This window comes from Sphingopyxis sp. P1IMeth2 (assembly GCF_900185685.1).
Taxonomy (GTDB): Bacteria; Pseudomonadota; Alphaproteobacteria; order Sphingomonadales; family Sphingomonadaceae; genus Sphingopyxis; species Sphingopyxis terrae_A.
In genome coordinates, this window is sequence record NZ_FYAT01000016.1 from 41,806 (window position 1) to 61,417 (window position 19,612).

Sequence of the window (19,612 nt, forward strand, 5' to 3'; positions counted from 1 at the left end):
ATGAACAGCACCCTCCTCCTCACCGCCTTCTCCGGAGCGCAGCAGGGCCCGACGCTATTGGGCGTCGACGTCGTCTGGGCCTCGACCATGCTCGTTGCGGTCGGCATCTTCGCGGTCATGGTGGCCATTTACGGCGCGTTGACCGTTCGCGACCCGATGGCGAAGCGCGTGAAGGCGCTCAACGATCGCCGCGAACAGCTGAAGGCGGGGATCACCGCCTCGACCGCCAAGCGCCGCGCGCGCCTCGTCCGCAAGAACCATACCGCCGACAAGATGCGCACCTTCCTCGGCAAGCTGCAGGTGCTGCAGGACAGCCAGATCAAGGAAGTGCAGCAAAAGCTGGCGCAGGCCGGCATCCGGTCGAAGGATCTGGCCGTCGCGGTCATTTTCGGCCGCCTCGTCCTGCCGATCGTCTTCGGCGGTATCGCGGCACTGCTGATCTATTGGGTCGACTTGTGGCCCGACCTGACGCCGTTCAAGCGTTCGGGCGCGACGATGGCCATGCTCATCCTCGGTTACAAGGCGCCCGACCTGTTCATCCAGAACAAGCGGCAAAAGCGCACCGACGCGATCCGCAAGGGCCTTCCCGACGCGCTCGACCTGCTGGTCATCTGCGCCGAAGCGGATCTGACCGTCGACTCGGCCTTTTCCCGCGTGTCGAAGGAACTCGGCCGTGCCTATCCCGAACTGGGCGAGGAATTCGCGCTGACCTCGATCGAACTCGGCTTCCTGACCGAACGGCGGCAAGCGTTCGAAAATCTGGCGTATCGCGTGAACCTCGAATCGGTGAAGGGCGTGGTCACCACCATGATCCAGACCGAGAAATACGGGACGCCGCTTGCCAGCGCGCTGCGTGTCCTGTCGGCGGAATTCCGCAACGAACGCATGATGCGCGCCGAAGAAAAGGCCGCGCGCCTGCCCGCGATCATGACGGTACCGCTGATCCTGTTCATCCTGCCGGTGCTGTTCATCGTTATCCTGGGCCCGGCGGCCTGCTCGCTCAGCGATGCAATGTCGGGCGGCAGCCTCGGCGGCGGCAAGCCCTGACGAACGCCGCATCGCAAACCCAACAAAAAAGGGGCGGGATCATTCCCGCCCCTTTTTTGCTGCCGGCGCGTCAGGCGACCGTCTGTTCGATCGCGCCGAAGATGCTGTGGTGGCGCTCGTCATCCATCCAGATCCGCACCGTATCGCCCGCCTGCATGAAGGGCGTTTTCGCCTCGCCGTCGCGGATCGTCTCGACCGTCCGCACTTCGGCAAGGCAGCTGTAGCCGAGCCCGCCCTCGCCGATCGGTTTGCCGGGTCCGCCATCGGCGTCGCGGTTCGACACCGTCCCCGATCCGATGATCGTCCCCGCGCGCAGGTCGCGCGTTTTCGCGGCATGGGCGATCAGCTGGCCGAAGTCGAAGGTCATGTCGACGCCGGCATCGGCGCGGCCGAGCGGCTGGCCGTTGAGGTCGACGCACAGCGTGCCGTGCAGCTTGCCGTCCTGCCACCGGTCGCCGAGCGCGTCGGGTGTAACGAACACCGGCGACATCGCACTCGACGGCTTCGACTGGAAAAAGCCGAAGCCTTTGGCCAGTTCGCCGGGGATCAGCCCGCGCAGCGACACGTCGTTGGTCAGGCCGACGAGCAGAATGTGGCTCCGCGCCGTTTCGGCATCGACGCCCATCGGCACGTCGCCGGTGACGACCACCACCTCGGCCTCCATGTCGCAGCCCCACGCCGGATCGCCGAGCGGGATCGGATCGCGCGGCGCCAGAAAGGCATCGCTGCCGCCCTGATACATCAGCGGATCGTGCCAGAAACTTTCGGGCATTTCGGCGCCGCGCGCCTGCCGCACCAGCGCGACATGGTTCACATAGGCGCTGCCATCGGCCCATTGATAGGCGCGCGGCAGCGGCGAAGCGGCGTCGCGCTCGTGAAAGCGCTCGCGCGGGATCGCCTCGTGATTGATGTCTTCGGCAAGCGCCTTCAGCCGCGGCGCCGTTTCCGCCCAGTCGTCAAGCGCCGCCTGCAGCGTCGGCGCGATATGGGTCGCATAGGCATACCAGGCGAGGTCGTCCGAAACGACGACGAGCCGGCCGTCGCGCCCGGCTTTCAGCGAAGCTAGTTTCACATCTGTCCCTTTGTCTGCGATGCCGGCGAACCATCATCGCAAAGGGGGAAGCGACGATCAGCGCGGCATCTGGATGGATGCGAAACAGGTAAAGCCGCTCTGCCCCGCCTGCAAGCGCCGGATATATTGCAGATAGGCCTGCGACTGGTTGTAGCTGGTGCCTGGCAGCGTCTGGCCGCGAAAGGCGCGCTTGACTTCCTCGCCGGTGAACGGCCGCGGTGCGCCCGGAAACGCCCCCTGCGTCCCCGGCGGGACAAGCTTGCCCGCCGCGTCGATGTAGCGGCCGGCGGCCGACGCGTCGGGCACCGGAATCTGGCAGTTCATCACCGATACCGCGGTCTGTGCAAAGGCGGGGCGGATGGTCAGCGCCGCCGACACGCCGACCGCGCCGAGCGCGAGCATCTTGCGCCGCGAGGGAACGGCTTCGTCGCCGGTCGCGGGCGCTTCGTTCGGGATGTCGCTGTTTTCCATGGCCGCGCATTAAACCAGTGAAGCCTTTAGGAAAAGCAAAAGACCGGCCGCCTCCCGCGCCCTTCCCGCTTTGGGACAGGCTGCGCCGCGATGGTAACCCGATGCACCGCCCCGCGAAGCGCCTTGCGCGCCGCGCCGCTTCGTGCGAGGCGCAGCGTCGATGTTCGACCGCCTGTCCAGCCTGGTTGCGGCGCTGACGCTTGTCGCCGTCGCGGCGATTTTCGCGGCGCTTGTCGGCGGCGACCTCGCCTCGATCGCGATCCTGGCACTCGCAGGGGCGCTCGGCGCGGTCCTTGTTTATGGCGCACAGCCGCCGCCCGCCGCGGCGCCGCCTGTCGCCGCCTCTCCGGTCCCCGTCGAACCGCCGCTGCTGCTGCGCCATCCCGATTTCACCCGCTGGGCCGATCAGGAGCGCGAACCGGTGCTGGGGGTAATCGACAATGTCGTCGCCATCGCCAACGATGCAGCGGTCCGCCTGCTCGGACGCCACATCGTCGGCGCCGACATCCGCACCGCGATCCGCCATCCGGTGGCGGCCGAATGGCTGTCGGCTGGCGACGTCGACACGGGCGCGATGACCGTCGATCTCGCCGACTATCCGCGGCCCGGCCAGCGCTGGACGATGCGGATCGCGACGCTGTCGCACGGCGGCCGCATCATCTTTCTATCCGACCGCTCGGCGATCGATGCCGCCGACCGCATGCGGTCCGATTTCGTCGCCAACGCCAGTCACGAACTGCGCACGCCGCTTGCCGCGATCCTCGGCTATGTCGAGACATTGCAGGACATGAACGACGAGGCCGATGCCCCGACGCGCAACCGTTTCCTCGCGATCATCGAGCGCGAGGCGCGGCGGATGCAGCAGCTCGTCATCGACCTGCTGTCGATCTCGCGGGTCGAAGCCGATCGCTTCCGCCGCCCGACCACCCCGGTCGATTTCGCCGCCATCGTCCGCCATACGCTTGCGCAGATGAAGGACAGTGCAGAGGCGCGGCCGCAGGACATTGTCGATCGCCTCGGCGACGCTGCGCAGCCGGTGCTGGGCGACGCGGCGCAGCTCGGCCAACTCGTCCACAATATCGTCTCCAACGCGATGAAATACGGCCGCCCCGGCACCCCGGTGACGGTCGAACTGACGCGCGAGGGCCGCCGCGTCCGTTTGGCGGTCCAGGACGAAGGCGAAGGCATCGCGCCCGATCACCTCCCGCGCCTCACCGAACGCTTCTACCGCGTAGACGAAGCACGCAGCCGCTCGGTCGGCGGCACCGGGCTGGGGCTGGCGATCGTCAAGCACATCAGCGAACGGCATAACGGCCAGCTCGATATTCAAAGCGAAGTCGGTAAGGGCACACGCGTGTCCGTGTCCTTTCCGCTGTCCGAAGCGCACTGACAAAGGACCGCATCGATGACGAACCGACCAACACATCTCGACGAAAGCGGCGCGGCGCATATGGTCGATGTCGGCGCGAAGGCCGCGACCGGTCGGCGCGCCGTCGCCAGCGGTCGCATCGCGATGGCGCCCGAAGCGCTCGCCGCGATCCGCGCCGGCGACGCGCCCAAGGGCGACGTGCTGTCGACCGCGCGCATCGCCGGGATCATGGCGGCCAAGCGCACCGCCGAGCTGATCCCGCTCTGCCACCCGCTGGCGTTGACCAGCGTCGCGGTCGAATTCGACTGGGAAGCCGACGGCATTTCGGTCCGCGCGACCGCCGCGACGACCGGGCCGACGGGGGTCGAGATGGAGGCGCTAACCGCCGCGTCCGTCGCATTGCTGACGCTCTACGACATGGCGAAGGCGCTCGACCGCGCGATGGTGCTCGGCGATATCCGCCTGCTCGAAAAGAGCGGCGGCCGGTCGGGCGACTGGCGCGCCGCATGAGCGCGCTGCTCGCGGTCGAAGAGGCCCAGGCGCGGCTGCTGGCGCTGAAGCCGCCGCTCGGCGCCGACAATATCGGCGTGGCGCAATGCGCCGGACGCTATCTTGCGCAGGACGTCGTCGCCGGGCGCGACCAGCCCGCGGCGGCGCTGTCGGCGATGGACGGCTATGCGATCCACTTTGCCGATATGCCCGGCCCGTGGACGATCGCCGGCGAAGTCGCCGCCGGCACCGCGCCCGCCCACGCGCTCGGCCCGGGCGAAGCGATCCGCATCTTCACCGGCGCGATGCTGCCGGCCAATGCCGATACCGTGGTGGTGCAAGAGGATGTCATCGCCGATGGCGCGCGCCTGACGCTCACCGGCGATGGCCCCGCGTCGCGTGGACGCCATGTCCGCGCCCGGGCAAGCGATTTTGCAGCGGGAGCGCATTTGCTCACGGCGGGATGTCGCCTCTCTCCCGGCGCGCTCGCCGCCGCCATCATGGGCGGTGCGGGCGACCTGATCGTCGGGGGACGCCCGCGCGTCGCGATCCTGACGACAGGCGACGAACTGGTCGCGCCCGGGCGTGCGCTCGCGCCCGGTCAGATACCCGACAGCAACGGCACGATGCTCGCCGCGATGCTCGCCGCCGAACCCGCCGACGTCACGCTGCCGCTGCGCGCGCGCGACGATCGCGGCGTTCTCGCCAATATATTGGGCGATATGGCGCGGCGGCACGATGTCATCGTTACCGTTGGCGGCGCGTCGGTGGGCGATCACGACCATGTCCGCGGCGCGCTCGACGATGCGGGCGGGCAGCTCGATTTCTGGAAGATCGCGATGCGCCCCGGCAAGCCGCTGATCGCCGGCCGGATCGGCGACGCGATCCTGCTCGGCCTGCCGGGTAATCCGTCGTCGGCGTTCGTAACCGCGACGCTCTTTCTGCTACCGCTCGTCCGCTACCTTGCCGGGGCGGCCGCGCCGTTGCCGGAGGTCAGCCAGGCCCCCCTCGCGGTTCCACTCGGCCCCGGCGGGGCAAGGCGCGATTATTTGCGCGCGCGCCTCGACAAGGGGCTGCTCACCCCCTGCGACGGACAGGACAGCGGCCAGACGCAACCGCTGATCTCCGCCAACGCGCTGATCGTCCGCGATATCGGCGCGGCACCCCGCGCGGCGGGGGAGCTTGCAAGCTATATCGCGATCGCTTGACAAGTTCCGGTCTGTTCCACTATCGTTCCCCTTATGTCCGGAAACGCCATCATGGAGAACGACCGATGTTGACCGCGAAGCAGCATGAACTGCTCCACTTCATCCAGGAACGGCTCGACGCCAGCGGCATCTCGCCGTCGTTCGAGGAAATGAAGGAGGCGCTGGGCCTCAAGTCGAAATCGGGCATCCACCGGCTGATCAGCGCGCTCGAGGAACGCGGCTTCCTGCGCCGCCTGCCCAATCGTGCGCGTGCGCTCGAAGTGTTGAAGCTGCCCGATGCGGCCAAGCCCAAAACGCGGAGCGACAGCGACAATGTGGTGCCGCTGCGCAAGCCCGCACCGGCGCTGAAGCCCATCGCCGCGAACGACATTATCGAAGTGCCGCTGCACGGCAAGATTGCCGCCGGCGTCCCGATCGAGGCGTTCGAAGATTATAACCGGCTCGCCGTTCCCGCCGCGTTGCTCGGCGCGGGCGAACATTATGCGCTCGAGGTGTCGGGCGACTCGATGGTCGAGGCGGGGATTTTCGACGGCGACTACGCGCTGATCCAGAAGGCGAGCACCGCGCGCGAGGGCGATATCGTCGTCGCGCTCGTCGACGGACAGGACGCAACGCTCAAATATTTCCATCGCGAAGGCCGGATGGTGCGCCTCGATCCCGCCAACAGCGCCTATGAACCGCAGCGTTACGAAGCCGATCGCGTCATGGTGCAAGGTCGGCTGTCGGGACTGCTTCGTCGTTACCACTAAGCTGGTGCGGGCGGCGCCAAGGATGCGCATCGCCCGCGCGCAGCGCCGAAACGAGCCGCGGCTTTGTACCCAGATAGAGCGCAAGGCCGCCGCTTTCTTCCAGCGTATCGCGGTCGATCGTCAGCCAGCGCGCGACGCATTCGCGCGGTAGCCAGCGTTCGCTGATGACCACATCGGCGGCTGCGCAGGCGGCCGCCATCTCCTCACCGGCGATCCGGTCGCGCCCATGCGCGGCAAGGATGACGCGCGGCGCATCGCCCCTGCCCTGTGTCCAACGGCAGAAATCGCGATTGCAATCGACATGGTCGAGATCGCCAAGCGCGACGAGCGGCGTGTCGATCCCCGCCGCTTCGGCCATCGCGTCGCGTACGAAATCGCCGGCACGATCGCGCAGCATGGCATAGCCGCCGCCCGGCACGGCGGCTGCGATATGCCGACCGTCGCCGGTCACGAGCAGGTCGGGGCGCGGCTGAGCGAGCAGCACCGCCATCCCCGCCACCAGCGGCACGGCGCCCGCCCAGCGCCACCCACTGCGCCACAGCAATATCCAAAGCCCGCCCGCCATTGCGACCCCGAAGGCCCATGGCGGGAACACAGGCAAGGTGGTGACGGCGCCAGGCGCCGCGGCGACATGATGCGCGAGCCCGATGAGCAAGCGCAGCGCATGATCGGCGACCCACCAGAAGGGCGCCCCCACCCCCACCGCGTCGAACAGCAGCGCCAAAGCCTCCGCCGGCATGATGACGAAGGTGGTGAGCGGGATCGCGACGACATTGGCGAGCGCGCCATAAAGCCCGGCCTTGTGAAAATGGAACAGCGCAATCGGCGACAAGGCGACCTCGACGACGATGCCGGTGATCAGCAAGCCGGCGACGCCACGCCCGAAGCGGAAGGCAAATGGCTCCTCGCGCCGCGCGACGAAGCGCTGCATCGCCCTGCTTTCGTGGAGCGCGACGATCGCGGTTACCGCCGCGAAGCTGAGCTGGAAACTCGGCCCGACCAGCGCCTCGGGCCGCCACAGTAGCACGAGCAGCGCGCCGGCGGCGACGAGCCGCAAGGTAATCGCCTCGCGCCCCAGCAGGATCGCCGCCAGCACCAGCAACGCCGCGATCAACGACCGCAGCGTCGGCACCTCGGCGCCAGCCAACCACGTATAGCCGCCCCCAGCGAGCGCCCCGGCGGCGGCAGCAAGCGGCAACACATAGCCCGCGAGCGCGAGCCGCGGGCTGAGCGCCAGCAACCGCATGGCGAGCAGCATCGCGAAGCCGACCACGGCGGTGACGTGCAGTCCGCTGATCGACAGGAGATGCGCCAGCCCGCTGCGCCGCATCGCCTCCTCGTCCTCGGGCGTGATCGCGCCGCGATCGCCCGTCACCAGCGCCGACGCGACGCCGCCCGGCGACCCCGCAACCTGGCGATGGATATGCTCGCTCAGCCGCGCGCGCAGCGGCTGGCGCGCATGCTCGGCGCCCGGCGGCAGTATGACATCGCCAAGCACTGTTCCGACCGCGCCGATGCGGTCGAACCACGCGCGCTGCGCAAAGTCGTAGCCGCCGGGCAGGCTCGCGGTTGGCGGCGGCATCAGCCGCGCGCGCACGCCGATCATCGTCCCCGGCACAATTAGGCGCCGCTGGTCGCCGCGCAGCGTCAGCCGCAGGCGCGGTGGCAGATCGGGACGCGCGAGCGGCCGCACGACAAGCCGCAATTGCTCGCGCGCGGGCAAGGGCTCGGCGGCTTCGACCCGCGCCGAAAATTCGGTCGTTACCGGCCGCGCAAGCACCGGCGCCTCGACCCACAGCGCGCGGCCCCAGATCAGCAGCAGCCCTGCCGCCGCAACCCCGCAACCGATGGTCAGCGCGCGGCCAACGCGGGTCTGCCAGCCGATTGCCAGGCCGAAGGCCATGCCCCCCGCCATGGCGCAAAGAAGTCCGATCCATTGCGCCGCGGTCGGCAAAGCGAACCACAGCGCGATCCCCGCGCCGAAGGCCACGGGAAGCCAGAGCGGCAGCCGCTCGCGCTCGATCTCCAGGCGCCTCTCGAGCGCCGCCGGAAACGCGCCGAACCATGAAAGCGTCCGCGCGGCAATGGGCGTTTGAAGCGTGCTTGTCGCCATGCTAGGGGCAGCCCCGAAATCCGCCGCGGTCCCTGTTCCGCGGCCGGCAGCCTGAGTGAAAGAGGCCAGAGTGGCAACCGAAAACAAAACCGAATTGGCAGAAGCGACCCCCGAAGCGACGGGCACCGCCGTCGTCACCCGCTTCGCCCCCTCCCCCACCGGATATCTGCACATCGGCGGCGCGCGGACCGCGCTGTTCAACTGGCTTTTTGCGCGCCATCACGGCGGCAAGTTCCTGCTGCGGATCGAGGATACCGACCGCGCACGCTCGACCGACGCCGCGATCGACGCGATTCTCGACGGGATGCAATGGCTCGACCTCGATTGGGACGGCGAGACCGTCTATCAGTTCGCGCGCGCGGCACGCCATGCCGAGGTTGCACACGAGCTGCTCGCCAAAGGCGCGGCCTATCGCTGCTATCTGACGCAGGATGAACTCGCCGCGATGCGCGCCGAAGCGCAGGAAAAGCGCATCCCCTTCCGCGTCCGCAGCCCGTGGCGCGACCGGGACGACGGCGATCCCGCCGCGCCGCATGTCATCCGCCTGCGCGCGCCGCAGGACGGCGCGGTGACGATCCACGACCGCGTGCAGGGCGAGGTGACGGTCCAGAATGCCGAGCTCGACGATTTCATCCTGCTGCGCAGCGACGGCACCCCGACCTATATGCTCAGCGTCGTCGTCGACGATAACGACATGGGGATCACCCATGTCATCCGCGGCGACGATCACCTGAACAACGCCTTCCGCCAACTCGCGCTGATCCGCGCGATGGCATGGCGCGAACCGGTTTATGCGCACGTCCCGCTGATCCATGGCGCCGATGGCGCAAAGCTGTCGAAGCGGCATGGCGCGCTCGGCGTCGATGCCTATCGCGACGAGCTTGGCTATCTGCCCGAGGCGGTGAACAATTATCTGCTCCGCCTCGGCTGGGGGCATGGCGATGCCGAAATCATCAGCCGCGAGCAGGCGGTCGAATGGTTCGATCTTGCCAATGTCGGCCGCTCGCCGTCGCGCTTCGATTTCAAGAAGCTCGAGAATCTGAACGGTCATTATATCCGCGAGGCCGACGATGCCCGGCTTGCCGGCCTGGTGGCGCCGCGCATCGAGGCGCTGGTCGGCCGCGCGCTCGACAGCGACGACCGCGCCTTGCTGGCGCGCGCGATGGACGTGCTCAAGCCGCGCGCGAAGACATTGGACGAGATTGCCGAGGGCGCCGTCTTCCTGTTTGCGGTGCGTCCGCTGGCGGTCGAAGAGAAAGCGGCCGCGCTGATCGCCGAAGCCCCGGAAGGCTTGCTGGCGAATGTGAGCGACCGCCTCCGCGCGCTCGGCGACTGGTCGCACGATGCCATCGAGGCGGCGGTGCGCGAGACGAGCGAGTCGGCCGGAGTCGGCCTTGGCAAGCTGGCTCAACCGCTGCGCGCCGCGCTGACCGGCCGCACCGTTTCTCCGGGCATTTTCGACGTCTTGCTGCTATTGGGGCGCGACGAGAGCCTGGCGCGACTTGACGCAGCGCACAATTATCCGGCAGGGGCGTAGCCACTCACTCTCCCGCCCGCAGATCAGGGGAAAAAATATGACCGACCAGACCGCGAAAATCACCCTGGGCGACAAGATTGTCGAGAGTCCGGTGCTGAAGGGCACCGTCGGCCCCGACGTCGTCGACATTCGCAAATTCTACGGCCAGACCGGCGCCTTCACCTATGATCCGGGCTTCACCTCGACCGCGAGCTGCGAGTCGAAGCTGACCTATATCGACGGCGACGAAGGCGTCCTGCTCCACCGCGGTTATGCGATCGGCGATCTTGCCGAGCATTCGACCTTCATGGAGGTCGCCTATCTGCTCCTGAATGGCGAATTGCCGAGCGGCGACGAACTGGCGAAGTTCGATACCACGATCACGCGCCACACGATGCTGCACGAACAGCTTGCGACCTTCTATCGCGGCTTCCGGCGCGACGCGCACCCGATGGCGATCATGTGCGGCGTGGTTGGCGCACTGTCCGCTTTCTATCATGATTCGACCGAAATCCACGATCCGCACCAGCGCATGATCGCGAGCCACCGCCTGATCGCCAAGATGCCGACGATCGCGGCGATGGCGTATAAATATTCGGTGGGTCAGCCCTTCATCTATCCGCAGAACGACCTCAGCTACACGCATAATTTCCTGCGCATGACCTTCGGCGTTCCGGCCGAGGAATATGAGGTTGATCCGGCGGTCGTCCGCGCGCTCGACCGCATCTTCATCCTGCATGCCGACCATGAGCAGAATGCGTCGACCTCGACCGTTCGCCTTGCGGGTTCGTCGGGCGCCAATCCCTTCGCGTGCATCGCGGCGGGCATCGCCTGCCTGTGGGGTCCGGCGCATGGCGGGGCCAACGAAGCCGCGCTCAACATGCTGCGCGAAATCGGCCGTCCCGAACGCATCCCCGAATATATCGCGCGTGCGAAGGACAAGGATGATCCGTTCCGCCTGATGGGCTTCGGCCACCGCGTGTACAAGAATTACGACCCGCGTGCGACGGTGATGCAGAAAACCGTGCGCGAGGTGTTCACCGCGCTCAAGGTCAACGACCCGGTCTTCGACGTCGCGCTGCAGCTTGAGGAAATGGCGCTCAACGACGATTATTTCGTCGAAAAGAAGCTCTTTCCCAATGTCGACTTCTATTCGGGCGTCATCCTGTCGGCGATCGGCTTCCCGACCACGATGTTCACCGCGCTCTTCGCGCTCGCCCGTACCGTCGGCTGGGTCGCGCAGTGGAACGAGATGATCTCGGACCCCGCGCAGAAGATCGGCCGCCCGCGCCAGCTCTACACCGGCCCGACGCAGCGCGCCTACGTCCCCGTCGACAAGCGCTGAGGACGGACCGGGAGCCTGTCCCGGTTCAGAACCGGTTGCAGAAAGGGGCCGCATATGCGGCCCCTTTTTTGTGCGCCCACCAGAGAGAGGCCGTCAATCGATGCGCTCCAGAAGCTCGGCAAGCTTGCCGAACATCGCGTCGATCTCCGCCTTTTCGACGATCAGCGGCGGCGACAGCGCGATGATGTCGCCCGTCGCGCGGACCAGAAGCCCATTGTCGAAGGCGGCGTGGAATAGCTCCATCGCCCGCGCCGTCGGAGCGCCGGGTCGCGGCTCGAGCTCAATGCCGGCGACAAGCCCGATCGTGCGGATATCGATGATGTGGCGCCGCCCCTTCAGGTTGTGCGCCGCATCCTCCCAATAGCCGGCGAGTTCGTTCGCCCGTTCGAACAGCCCCTCGCGCGCATAAAGATCGAGCGTCGCGAGCCCCGCCGCGCTCGCAAGCGGATGGCCCGAATAGGTATAGCCGTGGAACAGTTCGATCCCGCTCTGCACGCTTTCGATCACCGCGTCGTGGAGATCGCGCTTCACCGCGACCGCGCCCATCGGCACCGCCGCGTTGGTCAGCCCTTTCGCCATGGTGATGATATCGGGCGTCACCCCCCACGCCTCGGCAGCGGTCGCCGCGCCGACGCGGCCGAAGGCGGTAATCACCTCGTCGAAGATCAGGATGATGCCGTGCCGGTCGCAAATCTCGCGCAGCCGCTGGAGATAACCGGCCGGGGGAATCAGCACGCCGGTGGATCCCGCCATCGGCTCGACGATCACCGCCGCGATCGTTTCGGCGCCATGCAGGTCGACGAGCCGCTGAAGGTCGTCGGCGAGTTCGGCGCCGTGCGCCGGGAAACCGCGCGTGAAGGCATTGCGCGCCAGATCGTGCGTGTGCCGCAGATGATCGGTTCCGGGCAGCCCCGGCCAGGTGCGGCGATTGCTGACGATCCCGCCGACGCTGATTCCGCCGAAACCGACGCCATGATAGCCGCGCTCGCGCCCGATCAGCCGGGTGCGCGTCCCCTGCCCCTTCGCGCGCTGCACCGCGAGCGCGATCTTGAGCGCGGTATCGACCGATTCAGAACCGCTGTTGGTAAAGAATATCCGGTCGAGCCCTTCGGGCATCAGCGCCGCGAGACGCTGCGCCAGCTCGAAGGGCAGCGGGTGCCCCAACTGGAACGTCGGCGCGAAATCGAGCGTTGTCGCCGCCTCGGCGATGGCTTCGGCAATTTCGGGGCGGCAGTGGCCGGCATTGCTGCACCACAGGCCCGAGGTGCCGTCGAGGATCCGGCGCCCGTCGCCCGACTGATAATACATCCCGCTCGCCGCGACGAGCTGGCGCGGATGGGCCTTGTAGGAACGGTTCGCGGTGAAGGGCATCCAGAAGCTTGCCAGCTGGTCGTTGTCACCCTGCATCGTCATGTTCCTCTTCCCAAGAATCGTCATCGCGAGGAGCCGAAGGCGACGCGGCAATCCGTTCGCAATGACGATGCGTAATCTGGGCGCAATCTGGCGAGCTACCGTGCGACTGGCAATGCCCGAAATGACCGATAACGGCCCCTCTGGCGCTCCGGCGGACTTCGCTATACGCTGCACCTTCCACAAACGGGCCGGCTCCTCGGCCCAATCGGGGGCGCATGTCAGTCAATCTGGAACAATGGATCAGCGACCATAATATCGACGAAGTCGAATGTATCGTTCCCGACATCAACGGGGTCCAGCGCGGCAAGGTTCTGCCCGCCAAGAAATTCCTCGCTTCGGTCAAGGACAAGTCGCTGCGTATCCCCGGCAGCGTCTTCATCTGCACGATCGACGGCCATTATCCCGAGGATATCGACGATATCTGGGACAAGGATCCCGACAAGATCCTGCTTGCCGATCCCGATACCATCTGCGTCGCGCCGGGCTTCACCTCGCCGACGGCCTTCGTCATTGCCGATGCCTACAACGGCGACGGGACCGAGGTCGACATCGCGCCGCGAACGATCCTGAAAAAGGTGCTTGGCCTTTACCAGGACAAGGGATGGAAACCGATCATCGCACCCGAGGTCGAATTCTATCTCGTCTCGCAGAACACCGACCCCGACTTTCCGTTGACGCCGCCGACCGGCCAGTCGGGCCGGGCGGAAACCGCGAGCCAGCCCTATGGCCTTGAAGCCATGAACGAATATGAGGATATCATCGATCATATCTATGACGATTGCGAGCTGATGGGACTCGATATCGACACGATGATCCACGAAATGGGCGCCGCACAGCTCGAGGTGAATTTCATGCACGGCGATCCGCTGCGGCTCGCCGACGAGGTGTTTCTCTTCAAACGCGTCGTCCGCAACGTCGCGAAACAGCACAGCGTCTATGCGACCTTCATGGCGAACCCGATGGCCGGTCAGCCGGGAAGCGCGATGCACATTCACCAATCGGTCGTCGATGCCGAAACGGGGCGCAACCTGTTCGCGACCGCCAACGGCCGCGACAGCGCGGCCTTTCGATCCTATGTCGCGGGGCTGATCCGCTTCATGCCGCAAATCTCGCCCATGTGGGCGCCCAATGTGAACAGCTTTCGCCGGATGCGTCCCGACAGCGCGGCGCCGATCAACGTCCAGTGGGGCGTCGACAACCGGTCATGCGGTTTTCGCATCCCCGTGTCGGACAAGAATAACCGCCGCGTCGAAAACCGCCTGCCCGGCGCCGACAGCAATCCCTATCTGGCGATCGCAGCCTCGCTCGTCTGCGGCTATATCGGCATGATCGACCGCATGGTTCCGCCCAAGCCGATCACCGGCAGCGCCTATAACCGCGCCCGCACCCTGCCGCGCACGCTGGAAGCCGCGCTCGACCGGTTCAGCTCGTGCAAGAAGGTCCGCAACCTGCTCGGCGACGATTTTTTCGAAATCTTCTACGCCGTGAAGGATTATGAGCTGTTCAACTATCAGTCGGTGGTGTCGAGCTGGGAGCGCGAACATCTGCTGATGCGGGTTTGACGCGCGCAACGCCATGACCGACCCGCTGAACCACAGCTATTATGCCGCGACGGCGAATCCGTGGCGGCCGCTTCGTTCAACGGCGGACGATCTGGAGTGCGACGTCGCTGTGATCGGCGGCGGCTTCACAGGCCTTTCGGCCGCTTTGGCCTGCGCGGAGCGCGGCTTTTCGGTGATCCTAATCGAGCGCGAGCATGTCGGCTTCGGGGCATCGGGGCGCAACGGCGGGCAGCTGATACCGGGATTGCGCTGGACTACATCCGAGTTGGAGGAAGAGTTCGGCCGCGAGCGCGCCGATGCACTGTTCGACCTGTGCTGGCGCAACAATCGCGTCAAAGCGCGGATCGAAAACCATGGCATCGATTGCGACCTAAAAGCAGGCCATCTGGAGGCAGCGTGGACGCCGAAAGACTTCGACGCCATGCGACGCGAAGCCGCCTTTCTCGACACGCGCTTCAGTTATACAACCGAAGTCGTCGCAAAATCCGCGATGGGCGCGCATATCTCGAGCCCCTTATATCATGGTGGAATCCATGATCCGCAGGGCGGCCATTTCCACCCCCTTAATTATGCCATCGGCCTAGCGAAAGCGGCGGAGGCTATGGGGGTGCGCATCCTGGAGAATGAACGCGTCGAACAAATTGTAAACTTAAGCGACGGATCGAGCGGGCTGTTCACAACACGGGACATCATCGAAGCTCGTTACGTCATCGACGCCACCGATAGCTGGATCGGTGAGGTCGAGCCCGACCTCGGGCGCTACACGGTACCGATCATGAACTATAATATCGCGACGGCGCCGCTCGCGAACGCCGATGCACTGCTGCCCAGCGACGCCGCGGTCGCCGACAGCCGTTTCGTGCTCAACTATTTCCGCCTCTCGGCCGACAAGCGCCTGATCTTCGGCGGCGGCGAGCGTTATTCGCAGACGCCGCCGCGCGACATCGCCGCGTTCGTGCGTCCGTTCATGGCCGAGGTGTTTCCGCAGATCGCCAATGCCGAAATCGACTATGGCTGGGGCGGTGCGGTCGCGGTGACGATGAACCGGCTGCCGCATATCGGACGGCGCGGGAATGTCTTTTTCGCGCACGGATTTTCGGGGCATGGCGCGCTGATCACGACGACCGCCGGCGAGTTGATCGCCGAGGCGCTGGCGGGGACCGCCGAACGCTTCGACGTGCTCGCGAGTCTGCCCTCGCACCCCTTCCCCGGCGGCAAATGGCTGCGCCGCCCGCTCGCGACGCTGGGCCTTCTCTATTACGCACTGAAAGACAGGCTGGGATGATCGCCGACGCCGCCATCGCCCGCGTCGCCGCGCGCGAGGCCGAACGCTTCCGCGCGGACAACCCGCGCGCTTTCGCGCATCAGGCCGCGGCGACCGGCTGGTTCCAGTCGGTGCCCTTCCACTGGATGAAGGATTGGCCCAGCCCGGCCCCGATCGTCGCCGCCTCGGCCAAGGACGCGACGCTGACCAGCATCGACGGGCGGACCTATGACGATTTCTGCCTTGGCGACACGGCCAGCCTGTTCGGCCATTCGCCGCGCGCGCTCGCCGCCGCGCTCGCACGGCAGGCGACCGAGGGGCTGAGCTATATGCTGCCCACCGCCCGCGGCGCCGCGCTGTCCGCCAAGCTTTCGGCCATGTTCGGCTTTCCGCAATGGCAGGTGACGACCACGGCGAGCGAAGCCAATCGCGCCGTCATCCGCTGGTGCCGCGGGATCAGCGGGCGCCCGAAAATCCTTACCTTCAACGGCGCCTATCACGGCGCCGTCGATGATGCGTTCGTCGATCTGAAAGACGGCGCGCCGGTGATGCGCGCCAGCCTGATCGGCCAGGTCCACGATCTTCGCGGCACGACGACGGTGATCGAATTCAACGACGCGGGCGCGCTTGCCGCCGCGCTGCGCGGCGGCGATATCGCCTGCGTCCTCGCCGAACCCGTCATGACCAACGTCGGCATGGTGCAGGACGCGCCGGGCTTCCTCGAAACGCTGCGCAGCCTGTGCGACGAGACGGGCACGCTGCTGGTTTTCGACGAAACGCACAGCATCTCTTCGGGCTATGGCGGCCATGCGCGCACGCACGGCCCGATCGCGGATCTGATGGTCGTCGGAAAGTCGATCGGCGGCGGCGTGCCGTGCGCCGTCTATGGTTTCAGCGCCGCGGTCGCGGATCGCATGGCGGCGCTCAACCGGGCGCGCCCGCCGGGGCATAGCGGCATCGGCACGACGCTCTCCGCCAACGCGCTTGCGATCACCGCGATGGACGTCATGCTCGGCGAGGTCATCACCCCCACCGCCTATGAGGCCATGCTGCGCGGCGCGGCGCGGCTGGTCACGGGGCTGGAGCGCGAAATCGCCGCTGCGTCGCTCGACTGGCACGTCACGCAGGTCGGCGCCCGCGTCGAGTTTCTGACCTGTCCCGCCCCGCCCCGCAGCGGCGGCGAGGCGAAGGCGGCGATGCACCCCGCGCTGGAGGCCGCGATCCATATTTTCCTCGCCAACCGGGGAATTTTGCTGGCGCCATTTCATAATATGATGTTGGTGAGCCCGGTGACCGGCGGCGACCAGATCGACCGGCTGGTCGGCGGCTTCGCCGACTGCATCAAGGCGCTGAAGGAGTAGTGGGGCAATGGCGAAGTCGTCGGGCGTGATCGCGCCGCGGTCGGAGGCCGAGGAATTCTTCCGGGCCAATCCCGACATCGATTCGATCGAGATGATCTATACCGACATGGGCGGCGTCCCGCGCGGCAAGCGGCTTCGCCAGCATGAGGTGCTCGCTGTCTATGAAAGCGGACGCATGTTCCCCGGCTCAATCACCGTCGTCGACATCACTGGGCAGGACACCGTCGAAACGGGCTTGGTCTGGGAAGATGGCGACGCTGACCGATCGATGAAGCCGATCCCCGGCACCCTTGTCCGCACGCCGTGGGGCGGCGATCAGGCCGCGCAGTTCCTCGTCGATTTCTATGAACTCGATGGCACGCCGCACGACCTCGATCCCCGCCATGTGCTCGGCCGCGTGATCGACCGCTACACCGCCGACGGCCTGACCCCGGTGCTTGCAGTCGAGCTGGAATTCTACCTGCTCGACCCGCGCCGCGCGCGCGACGGGTCGGTGCGCCCCGCCCGCCCCGGCTACAGCCGCGACACGCCGCGCAATGTCGAAGTCTATGGCCTGCGTGAACTCGACGACTTTCGTCCTTTCTTCGACGCCCTCTATGCGGCGACCGACGTGCAGGGCCTGCCGCTCGAAAGCGCGATCAGCGAATTTGCACCGGGCCAGTTCGAGCTGACGCTGCGCCACAAACCCGACGCGCTGCGCGCCTGCGACGACGCCATCATGTACAAGCGGCTGGTCAAGGCGATCGCGCAGCAACATGGGCTCGAAGCGACCTTCATGGCCAAGCCTTTCGCCGAACAGGCGGGGAGCGGGATGCATATCCACGTCTCGGTCAACGATGGCGCGGGCGGCAATATCTTCGCGAGCGACGATCCCGAGGGCACCGATGCGCTGCGCCACGCGATCGGCGGCATGATCGGCAGCGTCGGCGACGGCTTTGCGCTCTTTGCCCCGCACGCCAACAGCTATCGACGGTTCAAGGCGAACAGCTACGCCCCCGTAGCGCCGACGTGGGGGGTCAACAATCGCACCGTGTCCTTCCGCATCCCGGCCGGGCCGCCGCCAAGCCGGCATGTCGAGCATCGCGCCTGCGGCGCCGATGCCAATCCCTATCTCGCGGTAGCCGCCGTACTCGCCGGCATGCATCACGGAATGACAAGCCGGACCGACCCGGGTCCGGCGGTCGTCGGCAACGGCTATGATCGCGACGCCTCGGGCGACGACAAGCCGCCGTCGAACTGGTTCGCGGCCGTCGACCGCTTCCACGCCTCGGCGCTGATGCGCGATTATCTCGGCGACCGCTTCGTCGACATGTTCAGCATCGTGAAGCGGGTCGAACAGGATCGCTATTTCGGGACGGTGCCGACGATCGACTACGACTGGTATCTGCGCAACGCATAGCGACCAGCCTGGGCCGCGACGCACGAAAATATCAGGGATTCGTGTTGCGGTGCAAAAAAGCCTCTTTTCAAGCCGACATTAATGAGTCAGCTTGCGGTCACAATCAGGGAGGCCAGCCATGGATTTGAACGAACTGCTCGCGCAGGGCCGCAATCGCCGCTCGCTGCTTCAGGCGATGGGCGTCGCCGCAATCGGGATCAGCTTCGGCGGCCTCGCCGCGTGCAGCAAGGGCAGCGACAAGAAGCTTGCCAACGGCGAAGAGGCCAAGCTCAACTTCTACAACTGGGACACCTATATCGGCGAAACGACGCTCGACGATTTCAAGGCGGTGACGGGCGTCGATGTCACGATGGACCTGTTCGACAGCAACGACACGCTGTTCGCGAAGTTCAAGGCGGGCAATCCCGGCTATGACGTCATCGTGCCGTCGAACGACTTTGTCGAACGCATGGCGCGCGCCGACATGCTGATGCCGCTCGATCATGCGCAGATCCCGAACATGAAGAATATCGACCCCAGCTTCCTGAACGTCGATTATGATCCGGGCCGCAAATTCTCGATGCCTTACACCTGGCTGGTTCTGGGCATCGGCTATCGCAAGTCGAAGGTGAAGACCGCGCCGGACAGCTGGAAGGTCCTGTTCGACAGCGACGAATATAAGGGCCGCATGGCCTGGCTGTCGGAGGCCGGCGACATGTTCCGCCTCTATGGCAAATATCTCGGCAAATCGGTCAATTCGCTGACGCCGGAGGATATTCAGGCCATCTCGGCGATGATGATCAAGCAAAAGCCCTATGTGAAGAAATTCCACGAGGATGACGGGCAGGATCTGCTGCTCAAGGGCGACGTCGATGTCGTGCTCGAATATAATGGCGACATCGCACAGGCGATGACCGAGGATCCCGATCTCGATTTCGTCGTGCCGAAAGAAGGCAGCCAGCTCAATTCGGATACGCTGTGCATTCCGAAGGGCGCGCCGCACCCGAAGAACGCCCACGCTTTCATCAACTATATGCTCGATGCCGAGGTCGACAAGAAGATCACCGAAACAATCCTCTACCCGACCCCCAACGCCGCCGCGAAGGCGCTGATGCCCGACAGCTACAAGGACAACCCGGTCATCTTCCCGCCCGCGGACGTGCTCGCCAAGTGCGAATATGCGAAGTTCAACGAAAAGCTTCAGCCACTCTACGAGGAAGCCTTTACGAAGGTGCGGGCGTCGTAACGGTCTGAA

At 66.1% G+C, this 19,612-nt stretch carries 16 protein-coding genes; 12 read left to right on the forward strand and 4 right to left on the reverse strand.

Features of this window, described 5'->3' with window-relative positions; translation table 11 throughout:
* Nucleotides 1–1,047 (forward strand): type II secretion system F family protein, encoded by a 1,047-nt coding sequence (locus P1IM2_RS16075; RefSeq protein ID WP_186403073.1) that lies wholly within the window; start codon nucleotides 1–3, stop codon nucleotides 1,045–1,047.
* Between the two features lie 70 nt (nucleotides 1,048–1,117).
* Here the strand turns inward: P1IM2_RS16075 and P1IM2_RS16080 are convergent, their stop codons facing one another.
* Both P1IM2_RS16080 and P1IM2_RS16085 read right to left on the reverse strand, forming a co-directional pair.
* Nucleotides 1,118–2,119 (reverse strand): fumarylacetoacetate hydrolase family protein, encoded by a 1,002-nt coding sequence (locus P1IM2_RS16080; protein WP_186403074.1) that lies wholly within the window; start codon nucleotides 2,117–2,119, stop codon nucleotides 1,118–1,120.
* 57 nt (nucleotides 2,120–2,176) lie between these two features.
* The gene (locus P1IM2_RS16085; RefSeq protein ID WP_186403075.1) at nucleotides 2,177–2,590 is read right to left on the reverse strand and encodes a hypothetical protein; all 414 of its coding nucleotides are present in this window, start codon (nucleotides 2,588–2,590) and stop codon (nucleotides 2,177–2,179) included.
* A gap of 160 nt (nucleotides 2,591–2,750) precedes the next feature.
* Between P1IM2_RS16085 and P1IM2_RS16090 the strand changes: the two genes are divergently transcribed.
* The 4 genes from P1IM2_RS16090 (at nucleotide 2,751) to lexA (ending at nucleotide 6,405) form a co-directional block, all read left to right on the forward strand.
* The gene (locus tag P1IM2_RS16090; RefSeq protein ID WP_186403076.1) at nucleotides 2,751–3,980 is read left to right on the forward strand and encodes a cell wall metabolism sensor histidine kinase WalK; all 1,230 of its coding nucleotides are present in this window, start codon (nucleotides 2,751–2,753) and stop codon (nucleotides 3,978–3,980) included.
* Between the two features lie 15 nt (nucleotides 3,981–3,995).
* Nucleotides 3,996–4,469 carry a cyclic pyranopterin monophosphate synthase MoaC gene (gene moaC / locus P1IM2_RS16095; RefSeq protein WP_186403077.1) on the forward strand — a complete coding sequence of 158 codons (474 nt, stop codon included), beginning with the start codon at nucleotides 3,996–3,998 and terminating at the stop codon, nucleotides 4,467–4,469.
* A complete protein-coding gene (locus P1IM2_RS16100; protein ID WP_186403078.1) occupies nucleotides 4,466–5,656 on the forward strand; it encodes a molybdopterin molybdotransferase MoeA in 1,191 nt (396 codons plus the stop codon). The genes moaC and P1IM2_RS16100 overlap by 4 nt, the downstream gene beginning before the upstream one ends.
* A 65-nt stretch (nucleotides 5,657–5,721) precedes the next feature.
* Complete coding sequence (gene lexA, locus P1IM2_RS16105) at nucleotides 5,722–6,405, forward strand: transcriptional repressor LexA (protein ID WP_058813269.1); 684 nt, start codon at nucleotides 5,722–5,724, stop codon at nucleotides 6,403–6,405.
* Here the strand turns inward: lexA and P1IM2_RS16110 are convergent.
* Nucleotides 6,359–8,518, reverse strand: a complete 2,160-nt coding sequence (locus P1IM2_RS16110) for a ComEC/Rec2 family competence protein (protein ID WP_186403079.1) — start codon at nucleotides 8,516–8,518, stop codon at nucleotides 6,359–6,361. The two genes, lexA and P1IM2_RS16110, sit on opposite strands and share 47 nt — an antisense overlap.
* Before the next feature lie 70 nt (nucleotides 8,519–8,588).
* Between P1IM2_RS16110 and gltX the strand changes: the two genes are divergently transcribed.
* On the forward strand, nucleotides 8,589–10,055 hold the full coding sequence (gene gltX / locus P1IM2_RS16115; protein ID WP_186403080.1) for a glutamate--tRNA ligase: 1,467 nt from the start codon (nucleotides 8,589–8,591) through the stop codon (nucleotides 10,053–10,055).
* A gap of 37 nt (nucleotides 10,056–10,092) precedes the next feature.
* Entirely contained in the window at nucleotides 10,093–11,379 is a 1,287-nt protein-coding gene (locus P1IM2_RS16120) for a citrate synthase (RefSeq protein ID WP_062902222.1), read from the forward strand.
* 93 nt (nucleotides 11,380–11,472) lie between these two features.
* Here the strand turns inward: P1IM2_RS16120 and P1IM2_RS16125 are convergent, their stop codons facing one another.
* Nucleotides 11,473–12,792 (reverse strand): aspartate aminotransferase family protein, encoded by a 1,320-nt coding sequence (locus tag P1IM2_RS16125; RefSeq protein WP_186403081.1) that lies wholly within the window; start codon nucleotides 12,790–12,792, stop codon nucleotides 11,473–11,475.
* Between the two features lie 215 nt (nucleotides 12,793–13,007).
* Here P1IM2_RS16125 and P1IM2_RS16130 point away from each other — a divergent pair, with 215 nt between their 5' ends.
* The 5 genes from P1IM2_RS16130 (at nucleotide 13,008) to P1IM2_RS16150 (ending at nucleotide 19,603) form a co-directional block, all read left to right on the forward strand.
* Nucleotides 13,008–14,354 (forward strand): glutamine synthetase family protein, encoded by a 1,347-nt coding sequence (locus P1IM2_RS16130; protein ID WP_062902220.1) that lies wholly within the window; start codon nucleotides 13,008–13,010, stop codon nucleotides 14,352–14,354.
* A 13-nt stretch (nucleotides 14,355–14,367) separates the two neighbouring features.
* Entirely contained in the window at nucleotides 14,368–15,639 is a 1,272-nt protein-coding gene (locus tag P1IM2_RS16135; protein WP_186403082.1) for an NAD(P)/FAD-dependent oxidoreductase, read from the forward strand.
* A complete protein-coding gene (locus P1IM2_RS16140; protein WP_186403083.1) occupies nucleotides 15,636–16,979 on the forward strand; it encodes a transaminase in 1,344 nt (447 codons plus the stop codon). The genes P1IM2_RS16135 and P1IM2_RS16140 overlap by 4 nt, the downstream gene beginning before the upstream one ends.
* Nucleotides 16,980–16,986: 7 nt before the next feature.
* Complete coding sequence (locus P1IM2_RS16145; protein WP_186403084.1) at nucleotides 16,987–18,378, forward strand: glutamine synthetase family protein; 1,392 nt, start codon at nucleotides 16,987–16,989, stop codon at nucleotides 18,376–18,378.
* A 118-nt stretch (nucleotides 18,379–18,496) separates the two neighbouring features.
* Complete coding sequence (locus P1IM2_RS16150) at nucleotides 18,497–19,603, forward strand: PotD/PotF family extracellular solute-binding protein (protein WP_186403085.1); 1,107 nt, start codon at nucleotides 18,497–18,499, stop codon at nucleotides 19,601–19,603.
* Nucleotides 19,604–19,612: the final 9 nt, after the last annotated feature.